Raw genomic sequence first — 14,909 nt, forward strand, 5'->3', positions numbered from 1 at the left:
CAAAGTCATAAGACAAGCGGTTTTCCTGGATTGCGTCAGAAAATAAGGAAACCCTCAGACCGGTTCCCAGCTGTCCTTCTCGCTGGCGCGGTAGATGGCGTCGATGACCTTCTGGTTGAGCTTCGAACTTTCCAGCGACACGACCTCTGCGCCTTGACCGAGCGCGGCTGAGGCGAAAGCTTCCGCCTCGCGCTTGTACTGGCGGCTGTCGGGGAAGCGGAAGATCTGTGATTCCGAATGGCCGCGATTGGTCAGTTCCAGCTCTTCCGCCCCATAGCGATCGGCATTGAAGGGCGACATCACCTCGATGAAACCTTCCGTGCCATGGAAGACCATGACCTGGCGGTTGGCCATTTGCGTCGAGATGTAGAAGGTCAGTTCGAAGTCGCCGAAATCTGCCTTGACGCTGGAGTAGATGTCGGTGCCGAATTCCGGGTCGCGCTCAGTGACAGCCTGAATGCGCAGGGGTTCTCTGCCGGTGACGAAGCGGGTGCTGATCGTCGGATAGACACCGATATCGGGCAGACCGCCGCCGCCAAGCGCGGGAATATTGCGCATGTTGCCGGCATCGCGGTTGAAATAGGTGAAGGCGCCCTGGATGTGGCGCAGGCGACCGATGGCGCCATCGGCCAGCAGCGAGCGAACCTTGCGCCAGACCGGCGCATAGGTGACCATATAGGCTTCCGTTACCAGAACCTTGTTGCGGTCGCGCGCGGCGATCAGGCTGTCGATCTCATCCGCCTTGAGCGCGATCGGCTTTTCGCAGAGCACATGCTTGCCGGCATCGGCAGCCTTGATCGTCCATTCGACGTGTTGCGAGGTCGGCAGCGGAATATAGACAGCATCGATCGTGTCGGAGGCGAGCATCTCCTCATAGGAGCCGAAGGCATGCGGCACGGAGAAGCGGTCGGCCATCTGCCGAGCACGGGCGAGATCGCGGCTGGCGACCGCCGTTACAACGCAGTTTTCCGCATCCTGAATGGCGGGCACCACCAGATCGCGGCCGATTTTGGCCGTCGACAGAATTCCGAAGCGCAGCATGATCTCTCTCCTGAAGCATTGTCCCGAAACAGACGGCCGCATGGCGATGATCGCAACATGGCCTTTCCGGCGGGATCCTGGTGAACACGGTGGGTAAAGCGAAACAGGGCATTCCGCTCTGGACGAAACCGACGCCAACTTATTCGGCCCTTGCCGAAGGCGCAACGCCCGAGACGGCCCGCAGGCGCGAACCCGAGGGCATAAGGATCATCACGCTATGTCCGTATTTGTCCTCTTTCTGTCTGTCAGATGGCTTTCGAAGGTTTCAAGTGCCCCCTAATCTCGGCTATCCTTCAAGCACAGGAGATACGAAAATGTCCCATGCGGATACCGCACTGCTCGTCATCGACGTCCAGGAATCCTTTCGCCAGCGCCCCTATTGGCGAACGGACGATCTGCAAGCTTTCACCAGCCGCCTGCAGGCGCTGATCGACGGCGCCAAGGCGAAAGGCATTCCCGTCGTCCAGATTTTTCATGTCGAGGACAACGACGCGCATTTCAGCCTCAAGAGCGGCTTCGTTCGCAAGCTCGATGAGATCTCGCTGGAGGCCGATGCCGTCTTCCACAAACGCCGCCATTCGGCGCTGGTCGGCTCTGGCCTCGACGTCTGGCTGGTGGCAAACGGCATCCGCAAGGTGATCGTTTCGGGTATCCGTACCGAGCAATGCTGCGAGACGACGACCCGGCACGCCTCCGATCTCGGCTATGAGGTCGATTATGTCACCGAGGCGACGCTGACCTTCCCGATGACGCATGCCTCGGGCACGGTCTTTAGCGTCGATGATATCAAGAAGCGGAGCGAGCTCGTGCTATCAGGCCGTTTCGCCCGTATCGCAACGGTCGAAGAGGCGCTGGCCGACGCATCGATCCGGAGTGCCGCATGACCCAAAGCGGCCGGCGCCTCCATCGGCGGATCATTCCCGTCTACGTGCTTCTGCCGCCCTATACGCTGCTGATGGACGTGGCGGGGCCTGTGGAGGTGTTGCGTCGCGCCAATATCGAACAGGACGAGATCCTGTTCGATTATCAGTTCATCGCTGCCCAGCCGTTGCAGACGACTTCGGTTGGGCTGACGCTTGCAGATCTCAAGCCGTTGCCGGATCACATTCCCGATGGGGCCTATGTCATCCTGTCCGGCAGCGTCACGCCGCCCGACGATGCCGAAGATATCGAACCGGAGATTGCCACGCTTGAAGCATGGCTGAGAGGTGCGATCCGGCCGGGCATCACCCTCGTCACGATCTGCTCGGGTGCCGTGCTCGCCGCCCGCGCCGGACTGATGGATGGCTATGCCTGCACCACGCATGCCGCCTGCCTCGACGAAGTCAGGGAATTTGCGCCGACGGCCAGGGTTCTCGACAACAGGCTCTACGTCGAAGACCGCGATCGATATTCGAGCGCCGGCATCACGACAGGCACCGACCTGATGCTGCACCTCGCCTCCAAACTGACCTCGCCGGTGACGGCGCTGACCATTGCCCGGCACATGGTGGTCTATATGCGCAGGACCGGCGCCGAGCCGCAGCTGTCGCCCTGGCTCAGCGGCCGCAACCACGTCCACCCCGCCATCCATCGCGTTCAGGATGCGATCATGGCCGATCCTGCCCATGGCTGGTCGCTTTCCGAACTTGCCGGCATCGGCGCAATGAGCGCACGACATATTTCGAGGCTGTTTCAGGAACATGCCGGCCTGTCGGTGACGGCCTATGTCAACCTCATGCGCGTCACGTTGGCGCGCGACGTGCTTGCCAATTCGCGGCTGGACATGGAGCGCGTGGCGGAAAAATCCGGCTTCGCCTCGCCGCGGCATATGCGGCGCGTCTGGTCGAAATATAACGCGCTGCCGCCCAGCCACTACCGGCGCTCGACGACGGAATAAAGAAATTGTGTGTGGTCTTCGCCGCGAAAGGCCGATAGCCTGCCTTGTCCCTTCCTCCGGCGCCCGCTCGCCGGTTTACCTTTCAAATGACCTGGAGAAATAGCATGGACACGCGCAAGCTTGGACGAACCGATCTGTTTGTCGCCCCCATCGTTTTCGGCGGCAATGTCTTCGGCTGGACGGCCGATGAGAAAACCTCCTATGCACTGCTCGACGCCTTCTTCGACGCCGGCTTCAACACGATCGACACGGCCGATGTCTATTCCCGCTGGGTTCCCGGCAACAAGGGCGGCGATTCCGAAGAGATCATCGGGAAATGGCTGAAGCAGGGCCGCGTTTCACGCGACAAGGCTATCATCATCACCAAGGTCGGTTCGGAGATGGGGCCGGGCAAGAAAGGCCTCAAGGCCGGCTACATCATCGAGGCGGCCGAGGCTTCGCTGAAGCGGCTGCAGACCGATCACATCGACCTTTATCTGTCGCACTGGCCAGACCCCGAGACGCCGCATGAGGAATCGCTCGCCGCCTATGCCAAGCTGAAGGAACAGGGCAAGATCCGCCATGTCGGCTGCTCAAACCTCGATGCGACGCAGCTCCAGGCTTCGCTCGATGCTGCGGCAAAGGCTGGCCTGCCGCGCTACGACGTGCTGCAGCCCGAATATAACCTCTATGCCCGCGACAGCTTCGAAGGGCCGCTTGCGGATCTCTGCGTCAAGGAAGACATCGGCGTCATCACCTATTTCAGCCTCGCCGCCGGCTTCCTGACCGGCAAGTACCGCACCAAGGCGGATACGGAAGGGCGGGCACGCGAGAACCGGGTTTCAGCCTATCTCGACGACAAGGGCCTGCGCATCCTTGCGGCCCTCGACAAGGTCGCGGCCGAAACCGGCGCGAAGCCCGCCGAGATCGCGCTTGCCTGGCTCTTGCGCAAACGCGGCGTCACTGCTCCGATCGCCAGCGCCACTAGCCTCAACCAGCTCGACGCGCTCATCAATTCGGCGAAGCTTTCGCTTTCCGATGACGCCATGCGCCTGCTCGACGCAGCCGGCGAATAAAAGAGGCAGACCGATGACCGTGACGATCCGAGACGCCAGACCCGACGACGAAGCGCGCTGGCGCGCGCTATGGGACGGCTATCTGGCCTTCTACGGCGTCACCGTCGCGCCCGACATCACCGATGCGACGTGGCGCCGGGTCTTCGATCCGGCGTCGGCGATCTTCATGCGCGTGGCCGAGGTCGATGGCCAGGTGAAGGGCTTTACCCTCAGCCTCACGCATGAGGGCACATGGGTGCGCGCGCCCGACTGCTATCTGGAGGACCTGTTCGTCGATGAAAGCGCTCGGGGCCGCAGCGTCGGCCGGGCGCTGCTCGACGATCTTGTCGGGCTCTGCAAGAAAAATGGCTGGGCTCGCCTTTACTGGCATACCGAAGAAGGCAACGCGACCGCCCGCAAGCTCTACGACACCTACGTCGAGAGCGACGGGCATATTCGCTATCGCATCAGCTTTTGAGCTTGGGAAAACCTTCATAATGGGCGGAATGGTCGCCCTCCCAGTTGGCCATGCCCGGTTTGGTCAGCATGCCGCGCGGGCTGACAAAGCTCTGAATGGTCCGCTTGGGCCGCTCGTGCCACTGGATGTTGAAGGCCCAGAGCTTCGGGAAGAAGCAGAGCGAGGCGTATGGCAGATGGTCGTGGATCCACCAGGCGAGCCTCTGCCAATCGCCCTCATGGCTGTGATGATCGATCAGCCAGGGCACGACGATGCAGACGGCCGCGCCCATGCAGCCGTCGAGATCACGCATATCCCAGATGTGATGCGCAGCGGTGTGGGGATTGGTCGAGCAATTCAGCCCGTTCTTGTTGCCGAAGGCATTGACCTCGGGCGAACGATAGCCGGAACGAATATGTAGCCGGCCAAATGTCGCCTCCAGCGGCTCCAGCAATTCCTCACAGAGCCTGCGGCCCGCCTCGATCGCAAGATCGGGATCCTCCGGAATATTGGGAATGCGATAGAAATCTGATATTTCCGAATGCAGGAAATCGCGAAAGAAGAAGTTCTTCGACAACCTGACGCGGCCGACATCCTCAAGCCCCTTCATCGATCCCGGTTTTCTCATTGCTGCAATCCTCTTCTGAAACCATCTGACCAGTCGAGACGAGTTGTCGCATCACCGCCACCCGATTTTTGTCAGCAGTCGCTCCGTTCCCTTGCTTTGCGCGATTCCGGACGGAAAACCGCTGCGCATTTTTCCTGAAATCGCTTTAAGGCCCGGTATATTTGAAGAAATCGATGAAGGCTCTAAGCGCCGGGCGCATCTGGCGGCGGCTTGGATAATAGATGCAGAAGCCCGGATAGGGCGGGCACCAATCCTCAAGCACGCGGATGAGCTTGCCCTCGGCCAGTTCCTGCTGAACGCGAATGTCGAAGAGATAGGCGAGGCCGGCGCCATTGACGGCGGCCAAAACGCCGAGCCGATCCTCGATCACGATCAAGGGTCCATCGATGGCAACGACCAGCTCGCGGCCATCCTTCTCGAACTCCCAGCGATAGATCGAGCCATCGGTAAATCGCCGCTTGATGCAACGATGATGGACGAGATCGCGCGGATGCAGCGGCTTCGGATGCTTCTCGAAATAGGCGGGGGAGCCGGCAATCACGGTGCGGATGTCGGGGCAGATCTTCACCGCGATCATGTCCCCCTCGATACTCTCCTCCAGCCGGATGCCGGCATCGTAGCCATCCTTGACGATGTCGCTGAAGCCGTCCTCGTTGGCGATTTCGAGCGTGATATCGGGATAGGTATTGAGGAAATCGCCGATGCGCGGCGCCATCAGCAGATCGGAGGCAAAACGCGGCGCTGTGATGCGGAGATTGCCGGCCGGGCGGCCGCGGGTCGCAAGCGTATCCTCCAGCGCGATATCGATTGCCTCCAGGGCTGGCGCCAGCCGTTGCAATAGCGCCTGGCCCTCCTCGGTCGGAAGCACGCTGCGCGTGGTGCGGGCGAGCAGCCGCACCCCGAGGCTGTCCTCAAGGCTGGACACGGCGTGGCTGACCGCGGATGGCGCGATCGACAGTTCCTTGCCGGCCGCGCGAAAGCTGCGATGGGCGGCGACGGCGGCAAAAACCGCGAGTTGAGAGAGCTGTGTTCTGTTCATTGATCTAAATTATAGAACAACCTGTAAGGATTTGCATGGATTTTCATTCATTGTCCGAAACCCTAATTTGAGCGTGTCGGCAGCGGAAATGACCGCCGCCGCTCCCATAAGCTTAAAAGGAATAGATCATGAAAACCCGCAGGCTTGGTAAGGATCTCACCGTTTCCGCCGTCGGACTCGGCTGCATGGGCATGAGCTTCGCCTATGGCCCGACGGACGAAGACGAATCCGTCAAAACGCTTCATCGCGCCGTCGATCTCGGTGTCACCTTTTTCGATACGGCCGAAACCTACGGCCCGTTCACCAACGAGGAATTGCTCGGCCGGGCACTGAAGCCTGTGCGCGACCGCGTTGTCATCGCCACCAAATTCGGTTTCAAGCTCGATCACACGAAATCGGGCCCCGCCGCCATGATCGGCGTCGATAGCCGGCCCGAGCATGTCAAGGAAGTCGCCGAAGCCTCCCTCAAGCGCCTTGCCACCGATGTCATCGACCTCTACTACCAGCATCGCGTCGATCCGAATGTGCCGATCGAAGACACGGTCGGCGCCATGGCCGAGCTGGTGCGGGAGGGCAAGGTGCGAGCGCTCGGCTTGTCCGAAGCGGGCTCTGCAACCATCCGCCGCGCCCATGCCGTACATCCGATCGCCGCCGTGCAGAGCGAATATTCGCTCTGGAGCCGCGATCCGGAAGAAGATGTGCTTACCACCTGCCGTGAACTCGGCATCGGCTTCGTCCCCTACAGCCCGCTCGGCCGCGGCTTCCTGACCGGAGCGATCCACAAGACGGAGGATCTTGCCGCCGACGATTTCCGCCGTTCGCTGCCCCGTTTCCAGAGCGAGAATTTCGATGCCAACGCGGCTCTGGTCGCAAAGCTTCAAGCTCTTGCCGAAGAAAAGGGTGTCACGGCAGCACAACTGGCGCTCGCATGGGTGCTACATCAGGGCGACGATATCGTGCCGATCCCCGGCGCTCGCAAGCTGCACCATCTCGAGCAGAACGCCGCGGCTGCCGATATCGTCCTTTCGGCACAAGAGGTGAAGGAACTCGGCGATATCATCAAGCCCGAGATCGTCGTCGGAAAGCGGTATACGGATGCCGCATTGGCCCTGACGAATATATGACAAACGGGCTTCCTCTGCGGCCCAGACAGAGACACCGGCCATCAAGGCCGGTGTCATTTTGAGACTGAAAAGAAAAATGAAGCCTGGCCGATGCTTGGCCGAACATGCGAATCGCCTGAATTACAGCCTCTTTCAAGAGCCTAGGCGAATCGTCACAAACGTGAAGCGTGCACAACAGCTCGACGCTCGGTTGACAAACGGGTCCGAAATTTGAAGATTGCCGCCATCAAAAACGGGCAGCGTGGGGAGGACTTATGTCTAGGCGCGCGTTTATCGGCTTCTCTGCTTTTCTTCTCGCCACTTTCGCATCGCTGACCCCTTCGCTGGCGGCTGACGTCAAGCGCCAAGTGGTCACCACGAAGGATGGCGACTACTTCGGCTTCGATCTGCGCACAGAACAGAATGTGACGCTGGATCAGTGCTCAGCCTCCTGCATCGGCGACAAGTCCTGCAAGGCCTTCACCTACAATCCCAAGGTGAAGTGGTGCTTCATGAAGTCGGACTTCAATCAGCTCAACAGTTTCCCCGGCGCGATCGCCGGCAAGATCGTCGAGACGGCGGCCACCAGCGAGCCGGATATCGGCGCTGCCCCTGCCCTTTCCTTCCTGTCCGACAATTTCGTCCAGAGCGCGCGCGATGCAAAGAACACGCTGACGCTCGGCAATGAGCTGAAGGGTCAAGGCGTCGAAAGCCTGATCGCGCTCGGCCGCATCGAGCTGACTTCGGGCAATGTCAACGATGCGCTGAATGCCTTCCAGGGCGCGCTTTCAATCAATCCCGACAATGGTGATCTGTGGATCGAGATGGCGCGTGCCGCCAATACGATCACGAACGACACGTCTGTCGCCACGCGCGCCGCCTATGCCGCGCTCAACGGCTACCAGCTGACCCGCACGACGAGCAGCCGCGCCGATGCGCTCGCCGTTCTCGCCGAGGCGCTGAAGAATGCGCAGAACTACCGTCCGGCGCTGAGCGCCTACAAGGCAAGCCTCAATCTCGTCAGCTCGGCCGCCGTCCAGGCAGCCTATAACGATCTTCTGGCCCGCCAGGGCTTCCGCGTGACCGGCAACACGCTCGACAACGACAATGCCTCGCCCCGCGCCTGCGTGCAGTTCTCCGAAAAGCTGGTAAAGAGCGGCACCGACTACACACCCTTCGTCACCCTCAATGGCGCCGCGCCGAAGGGCGTCGACGCAAAGGACAACCAGATCTGCGTCGAAGGCCTGGAATTCGGCCAGCACTACCGCATCTCGCTGCGCGCCGGCCTGCCCTCCTCCGTGGATGAAAACCTCGCCTCGCAGGTCAATGTCGATATCTACGTCAAGGATCGCACGGCTTCGCTGCGCTTCACGGGCGACAATTTCGTCCTGCCTTCGACCGCGCGTCGCGGCATTCCGATCGTTTCGGTCAATGCCATCACGGCCAATCTCAAGCTCTACCGTATCGGCGACCGCAATATTGCGCAGCTCCTGAACAATTCGCAGTTCCTGACGCAGGTGGACAGTTACAGCGCCCAGACCATCCAGGACACCAATGGCGAACTGGTCTGGCAGGGCTCCATCGAGATCAAGCAGGAGCTGAACAAGGAAGTCGCAACCAGCTTCCCTGTGGATGAGGCGCTGCCAAAGCGCAAGCCCGGCGTCTATGTGCTGACGGCGGTTGCGCCCGACAGCGGCGGCCATGAATGGGACCCGCAGGCGACACAATGGTTCGTCGTCTCCGACATTGGCGTCACCACCTATGCCGGCACCGACGGGCTGAATGTCTTTGCCCGCTCGCTCGGCAGCGCCAAGCCGCTCGCCGGTATTCAGCTGCAGCTGCTCGCCAAGAACAACGAAATCCTCGGCACCGCAAAGACCGACGACAATGGCCGCGCCGTCTTCAGCGCCGGCCTGATGCGAGGCACGGCGGGCATGACGCCGGCCGTGATCACCGCTGAGAACGGCGATCAGGATTATGTCTTCCTCGACATGACGCGCGCCGGCTTCGACCTTTCCGACCGTGGCGTTGCCGGACGAACGGCGCCCGGCGCGATCGATCTGCTCACCTGGACCGAGCGCGGCATCTACCGCGCCGGCGAGACCGTGCATGCTTCCGCACTTGCCCGCGACGTCAGCTCGACGGCAGTCGAAAACCTGCCGCTCACCTTCGTCTTCCTGCGCCCGGATGGCGTCGAGGATCGTCGCATCGTCACCGATGGCGGCAAGCTCGGCGGCTACAATGTCGACCTGCCATTGCAGCAGACCTCGATGCGCGGCACCTGGACGATGAATATCTATACCGACCCGAAGGGCTCCTCCATCGGCTCGCAGACCTTCCTCGTCGACGATTTCGTGCCGGATCGCATCGAATTCGACATGAAGAGCGACGCCAAGGAGATCGAAGTCGGCCAGCCGACGCCAGTTAATGTCGATGGACGCTATCTCTATGGCGCGCCTGCCGCCGGCCTCAACCTCGAAGGCGAAGTGACGCTGAAGCCGACGCGCCAGAGCGATGCTTTCAAGGGCTATCAGTTCGGCCTCGCCGACGAAGGTGCCGGCAAGGCAAACGCCAACAATGACGACGACGACAGCAGCAGCGGTGACAGCAAGGCCGAGAGCACGCAGGTGCCGCTCGAAGACCTGCAGGCGCTGGACGAAAACGGCAAGACTACCTTCAACGTCACGATCAACGATACGCCTTCGACCACGCAGCTCCTGAACGCCAACATCACCGTGCGCATGCAGGAAGCCGGCGGCCGCGCCGTCGAGCGCTCGCTGACTCTGCCCGTCAAGGCGGACGGTCCGCGCATCGGCATCAAGCCGGAATTCGACGGCGATCTCGGCGAAAATTCGGTCGGCAACTTCCATGTCATCGTTGTCGACGCCAACGGCCAGAAGCAGGCCATGCAAGGCCTGACCTGGAAGCTGCTGAGTGTCGAGCGCAATTATCAATGGTATCGCGACGGCAGTAGCTGGAAGTTCGAGCCGATCATGTCCACCAAGCAGGTGGCGGTCGGCACGGTCAACACCACGACGGACGGCGCGGCGATTTCCATGCCGGTCACCTGGGGCCGCTACCGTCTCGAAGTCTCCACCGCCGATGCGAACGGCCCGGAATCCAGCGTCGAGTTCAATGCCGGCTGGTATGTCGCCTCCACTTCGACGGAAACGCCTGACGCGCTTGAGATCGCGCTCGACAAGGAGAGCTACCATGTCGGCGATACGGCCAAGCTGAAAGTGACCTCGCGCTATGCCGGCCAGCTGATGGTGACGGCCGGCTCCGAAACCCTGATCTCGGTTACCAATGCCGATATCGGCGCGACGGGCGGCGAAATCAATATCCCCGTCACGGCCGATTGGGGCGCAGGCACCTATCTGACGGCAACCCTCTTCCGCCCCGGCGATGCCCAGGAAAGCCGCATGCCGATGCGCGCCATCGGCATCAAATGGGCTCCCGTCGATCCCGGCGAGCGCAAGCTGCAGATCAAGATCGACGCGCCGCAGAAGACGCTTCCGCGTCAGCCGCTTAATATCGGCCTGCAGGTTTCAGGCGCAGGCGCCAACGAGGACGCCTACGTCACGATTGCCGCCGTCGATGTCGGCATTCTCAATCTCACACGCTACCAGCCGCCGGCACCGGATGACTGGTATTACGGCCAGCGCCAGCTCGGCCTCGAAATCCGCGATATCTACGGTCGCCTCATCGATGGCTCGCTCGGCGCGACCGGCAAGCTGCGCACCGGCGGCGACGGCGGACAGGCGGCCTTGCAGGCAAGCCCGCCGAAGGAAAAGCTGATCGCCTTCTTCTCCGGTCCGGTCAAGCTCGATGCCAGCGGCAAGGCCAATGTCAGCTTCGACATTCCGCAGTTCAACGGCACGGCGCGGCTCATGGCGGTTGCTTGGTCGAAGGCTGGCGTCGGCCACGCAACGCAGGATGTGATCATCCGCGATCCGGTTGTCGTCACCGCAAGCCTGCCAAAATTCCTGGCGCCCGGAGACAAGGCGAACCTGCGTCTCGACGTCGCCAACACCGATGCGCCTGCCGGCGAGTACACGCTCGCCGTGACGGGCAACAGCGCGGTGACCGTGGACGCAAATGCCACGCAGCAGAAGATTAACCTGCAGACCGGCGGCAAGTACAACATCACGCTGCCGCTGACCGGCGGACAGCCGGGCGACGGTACGGTTTCGATCAAGCTCTCGAATGCGTCGGGCATGTCACTCGATCAATCGGTCGATATCCCGGTGCGCCCATCGCAGCTGCCAGTCACCGAACGGCGCGTCATCGCCCTTGCCCCTGGCAAGAGCCTGACCGTCAATGCCGACCTTCTCGCCGACAGCGTGCTGCCCGGCGCCTCGGTCAGCGTCAATGTCAGCCGTTCCAGCGCTTTCGACGTGCCGGCGCTCTTGATGAGTCTCAGCCACTATCCCTATGGCTGCGCGGAACAGACGGCGAGCAGCGCCATGCCGCTGCTCTATTTCAGCGACATGGCCATCAAGAACGGCCTTGCCAATGACGCCGAGATCCAGAAGCGCGTGCAGGACTCGATCTATCGCGAACTGTCCTACCAGTCCTCGACCGGCAGCTTCGGCCTCTGGGGGCCGGGCTCCGGCGATCTCTGGCTCGACGCCTACGTCATGGACTTCCTGACCCGCGCCCGCGAGCAGAAGTACAACGTGCCGGATCAGGCCATGGTGCAGGGGCTCGAAAACCTCCAGAATGCGCTCAGCGCCAATACCAACGTCAAGGACAACGGCAACGAGATCGCCTATGCGCTGTATGTGCTGGCGCGCAACAAGAAGGCCTCGATCAGCGATCTGCGCTACTATGCCGACACGATGCTGAACGACTTCCCGACGCCGCTCTCCAAGGCGCATCTGGCCGCGGCTCTCGCGCTCTATGGCGATGCTCAGCGCTCGCGCAACATCTTCGTGGACTCGCTGCAGATGTCGCAGAAGGCGGCGGTCACCAAGGTCAGCTTCGTCCGCTCGGATTACGGCTCGTCGCTGCGCGATGGTGCCGCCGTGCTGGCGCTGGCCGCCGAAAGCCGCCCTGTGCCGCCGATCATTCCGGAACTCGCAAGCGTCGTTGCCAAGGATTGGCAGAGCCGGAAATATACCAGCACCCAGGAACAGACCTGGATGCTGCTCGCCGCCCGCGCCCTGCAGAACGGCGACGACGGCCTGACGCTCGATGTCAATGGCGCCGCCCATAGCGGCACCTATATGGCGCAGATGTCAGGCGATGCGCTGATGGGCCATCCGCTTACCGTCACCAATACGACGCGCCAGCCGCTGTCGGCTGCCGTCACCACGGTCGCGGCTCCGGTTGCGCAGCTGCCGGCCGGCGGTAACGGCTTCAAGATCGAGCGCAAATACTACACGCTCGATGGCGAGGAGGCGAATGTCAGCCAGGCACAGCAGAACGAACGCTACGTCGCCGTGCTGCACGTGACCGAAAACAATGACTGGCCACAGCGCATCCTCGTGACCGATCTCCTGCCGGCAGGCTTCGAGATCGACAATCCGAGCATCGTCAACAGCGCTCAGCTTTCGAACTTCGACTGGCTCAGCGACATTCAGCCGGCCCATGTCGAATTCCGCAACGACCGCTTCGTCGCCGCTTTCGACCAGGGCTCCGGAGCGGACCGAGACATGACCTTCGCCTATGTCGTGCGCGCCGTAACCCCCGGCGACTACGACCATCCGGCCGCAAGCGTCGAGGACATGTATCGTCCGCAGTTTTCGGCCCGCACGGCGATGGGCCGCATGGAGGTGCTGGGCGCCCAGCAGTAAGAAGCAGAAATGAAGGCGCGATGGAAAATTGCGATCGGCTTTGGAGCCCCCGTCTTGACGGCGGTGGCTCTGGTCTTTGGCCTGGAAGCCGCGGACCGGGCCTATCCGCCGCCGCTCGACAATGCCCGCGTGGTCTCGGCCGAGGTGCTCGATGCCAATGGCGATCTCCTACGCGCCTTCGCCACCCCCGAAGGGCGCTGGCGGCTGAAGACCGGCGTTGCCGATGTCGATCCGCAATTTCTGCGCATGCTGGTCGCCTATGAGGACCGGCGCTTCTACGATCATCATGGCGTCGATCCCATGGCTATCGGCCGTGCCTTCCTGCAGCTCCTCACCCATGGCCGCATCGTCTCGGGCGGCTCGACGCTCTCCATGCAGGTCGCGCGCCTGATCGAGCCGCGCAGCGAGCGCTCGATGACGGCGAAGCTCCTGCAGATCGTCCGCGCCATTCAGATCGAACGCCGGCTCACCAAGGAACAGATCCTCGATCTCTATCTGACCCATGCCCCCTATGGCGGCAATCTGGAGGGCGTGCGCGCGGCGAGCCTTGCCTATTTCGGCAAAGAGCCGAAGCACCTGACGGTCGCGCAGGCTGGCCTGCTGGTTGCCCTGCCGCAGCTGCCGGAAAAACGCCGGCCGGACCGCAATCTTGCCGCCGCACAAGCCGCCCGCCATCGCGTGCTCGAGCGCGCCACCGTGGCAGCTGTTATCGGAGAAGGGGAAGCGGAACGCGCCTCGCTTTCCCTTATTCCGGCTCAGCGCAGGCAGCTGCCGGCCTATGCGGCCCATGTGGCCGAACTGGCGCTCAAGAAACAACCTGGCATCATCAAGCACAAGACGACGCTGCGCCGCGATGTGCAGCAGGGCTTGGAAGCCGTTGCGGATGCGGCGGCAAAGCGGCTGGGGCCGAAAGTATCGGTCGCCATGATCATGGCGGACGCCAAGACCGGCGAGATCATCGGCGAAGTCGGCTCGGCCAATTATTTCGATTCCTCGCGCGCGGGCTGGGTCGATATGACCCGCGTGCTGCGCTCGCCCGGCTCGACATTGAAGCCCTTCATCTACGGGCTTGCCTTCGAGCAGGGCTATGTGGCGCAGGAAACGATCATCGAGGATCGCCCCGCCGATTTCTACGGCTATCGTCCGCGCAATTTCGACATGAGCTACCAGGGCGATGTCAGCGTGCGCCAGGCGCTGCAGCTGTCGCTCAATGTGCCGGCCGTGCGGCTGCTCGATGCCGTAGGTCCGACGCGACTGCTGGTGCGCTTCCGCCGCGCCGAGGTGAAGCCTAAGCTGCCGCCGAACGAAGCGCCCGGCCTTGCCATCGGCCTTGGCGGCGTCGGCGTGACGCTGAAGGATCTCGTGCAGCTCTATGCCGGGCTTGCCAATCGCGGCAAGGCGATGCGGATTGGCGACGGCATCCAGGACGAGCCGGGGCCTATCGACGGCGAGCCGCTGATGGAACCTATCGCGGTGTGGAACATCACCGACATCCTCTCCGATATCATCGCGCCGCGGGGCAGTAAGCAGCTCGGCATCGCCTACAAGACCGGCACCAGCTACGGCAACCGCGATGCCTGGTCGATCGGCTATGACGGTGCGCATGTGCTCGGCGTCTGGGTGGGCCGTCCGGACAATGGCGCCGTGCCGGGGCTGGCGGGCTATGTTTCGGCCGCTCCGATCCTGTTCGAAGCCTTCGCCAAATCCGGCGTTGCCATAACCCCCTTCCCTGCGGCTCCGATGGGCGCCGTGCGCATCGCGCCGACCGAACTGCCGATCAGCCAGCGGCGCTTTTCCGTCACCGCCGCCGGGCTGCTGGCCGCCTCCAGCCGCGAACCCGCGCCACAGATCGTCTATCCGCCGGAAGGCGCACGCGTCGATCTCGGCGCCAGCACCGGCAACGACCAGATCATGCCGCTGGCGCTGAAGC

At 62.3% G+C, this 14,909-nt stretch carries 10 protein-coding genes; 7 read left to right on the plus strand and 3 right to left on the minus strand.

The annotated features are described in order from the left end of the window. Nucleotides 1-54: 54 nt before the first annotated feature. A complete protein-coding gene (locus AC13RM_RS30925) occupies nt 55-1,041 on the minus strand; it encodes a Gfo/Idh/MocA family protein (RefSeq protein WP_374824065.1) in 987 nt (328 codons plus the stop codon). Nucleotides 1,042-1,355: 314 nt separating this feature from the next. Here AC13RM_RS30925 and AC13RM_RS30930 point away from each other — a divergent pair, with 314 nt between their 5' ends. The 4 genes from AC13RM_RS30930 to AC13RM_RS30945 all read left to right on the plus strand — a co-directional run bounded on the left by AC13RM_RS30930 (nt 1,356) and on the right by AC13RM_RS30945 (nt 4,432). Continuing rightward, entirely contained in the window at nt 1,356-1,925 is a 570-nt protein-coding gene (locus AC13RM_RS30930; protein ID WP_374824068.1) for an isochorismatase family protein, read from the plus strand. Then, nucleotides 1,922-2,920: a GlxA family transcriptional regulator gene (locus AC13RM_RS30935; protein WP_374824071.1), complete on the plus strand. Its 999-nt coding sequence runs from the start codon at nt 1,922-1,924 to the stop codon at nt 2,918-2,920. Before AC13RM_RS30930 ends, AC13RM_RS30935 begins: the two co-directional genes overlap by 4 nt. Before the next feature lie 104 nt (nt 2,921-3,024). Beyond that, complete coding sequence (locus tag AC13RM_RS30940; RefSeq protein ID WP_488556110.1) at nt 3,025-3,975, plus strand: aldo/keto reductase; 951 nt, start codon at nt 3,025-3,027, stop codon at nt 3,973-3,975. Between the two features lie 13 nt (nt 3,976-3,988). Then, nucleotides 3,989-4,432 (plus strand): GNAT family N-acetyltransferase, encoded by a 444-nt coding sequence (locus AC13RM_RS30945; RefSeq protein WP_374824078.1) that lies wholly within the window; start codon nt 3,989-3,991, stop codon nt 4,430-4,432. On the opposite strand, the gene AC13RM_RS30950 is transcribed toward AC13RM_RS30945, so the two are convergent. Together AC13RM_RS30950 and AC13RM_RS30955 are read right to left on the minus strand one after the other, a co-directional pair. Beyond that, nucleotides 4,422-5,039, minus strand: coding sequence for a hypothetical protein (locus AC13RM_RS30950; RefSeq protein ID WP_488556111.1), 618 nt, complete (start codon nt 5,037-5,039; stop codon nt 4,422-4,424). The two genes, AC13RM_RS30945 and AC13RM_RS30950, sit on opposite strands and share 11 nt — an antisense overlap. Before the next feature lie 145 nt (nt 5,040-5,184). Continuing rightward, complete coding sequence (locus tag AC13RM_RS30955; protein ID WP_488556112.1) at nt 5,185-6,078, minus strand: LysR family transcriptional regulator; 894 nt, start codon at nt 6,076-6,078, stop codon at nt 5,185-5,187. Between the two features lie 128 nt (nt 6,079-6,206). Here AC13RM_RS30955 and AC13RM_RS30960 point away from each other — a divergent pair, with 128 nt between their 5' ends. The 3 genes from AC13RM_RS30960 to pbpC form a co-directional block, all read left to right on the plus strand. After that, the gene (locus AC13RM_RS30960) at nt 6,207-7,202 is read left to right on the plus strand and encodes an aldo/keto reductase (protein ID WP_488556113.1); all 996 of its coding nucleotides are present in this window, start codon (nt 6,207-6,209) and stop codon (nt 7,200-7,202) included. Nucleotides 7,203-7,456: 254 nt separating this feature from the next. Further along, nucleotides 7,457-12,979 (plus strand): alpha-2-macroglobulin family protein, encoded by a 5,523-nt coding sequence (locus AC13RM_RS30965; RefSeq protein ID WP_488556114.1) that lies wholly within the window; start codon nt 7,457-7,459, stop codon nt 12,977-12,979. A gap of 9 nt (nt 12,980-12,988) precedes the next feature. Further along, nucleotides 12,989-14,909 (plus strand): penicillin-binding protein 1C (pbpC, locus tag AC13RM_RS30970; protein WP_488556115.1); only part of this gene is annotated, 1,921 nt, incomplete at its 3' end.

Source organism: Martinezella sp. CNPSo 3732, from assembly GCF_057784515.1.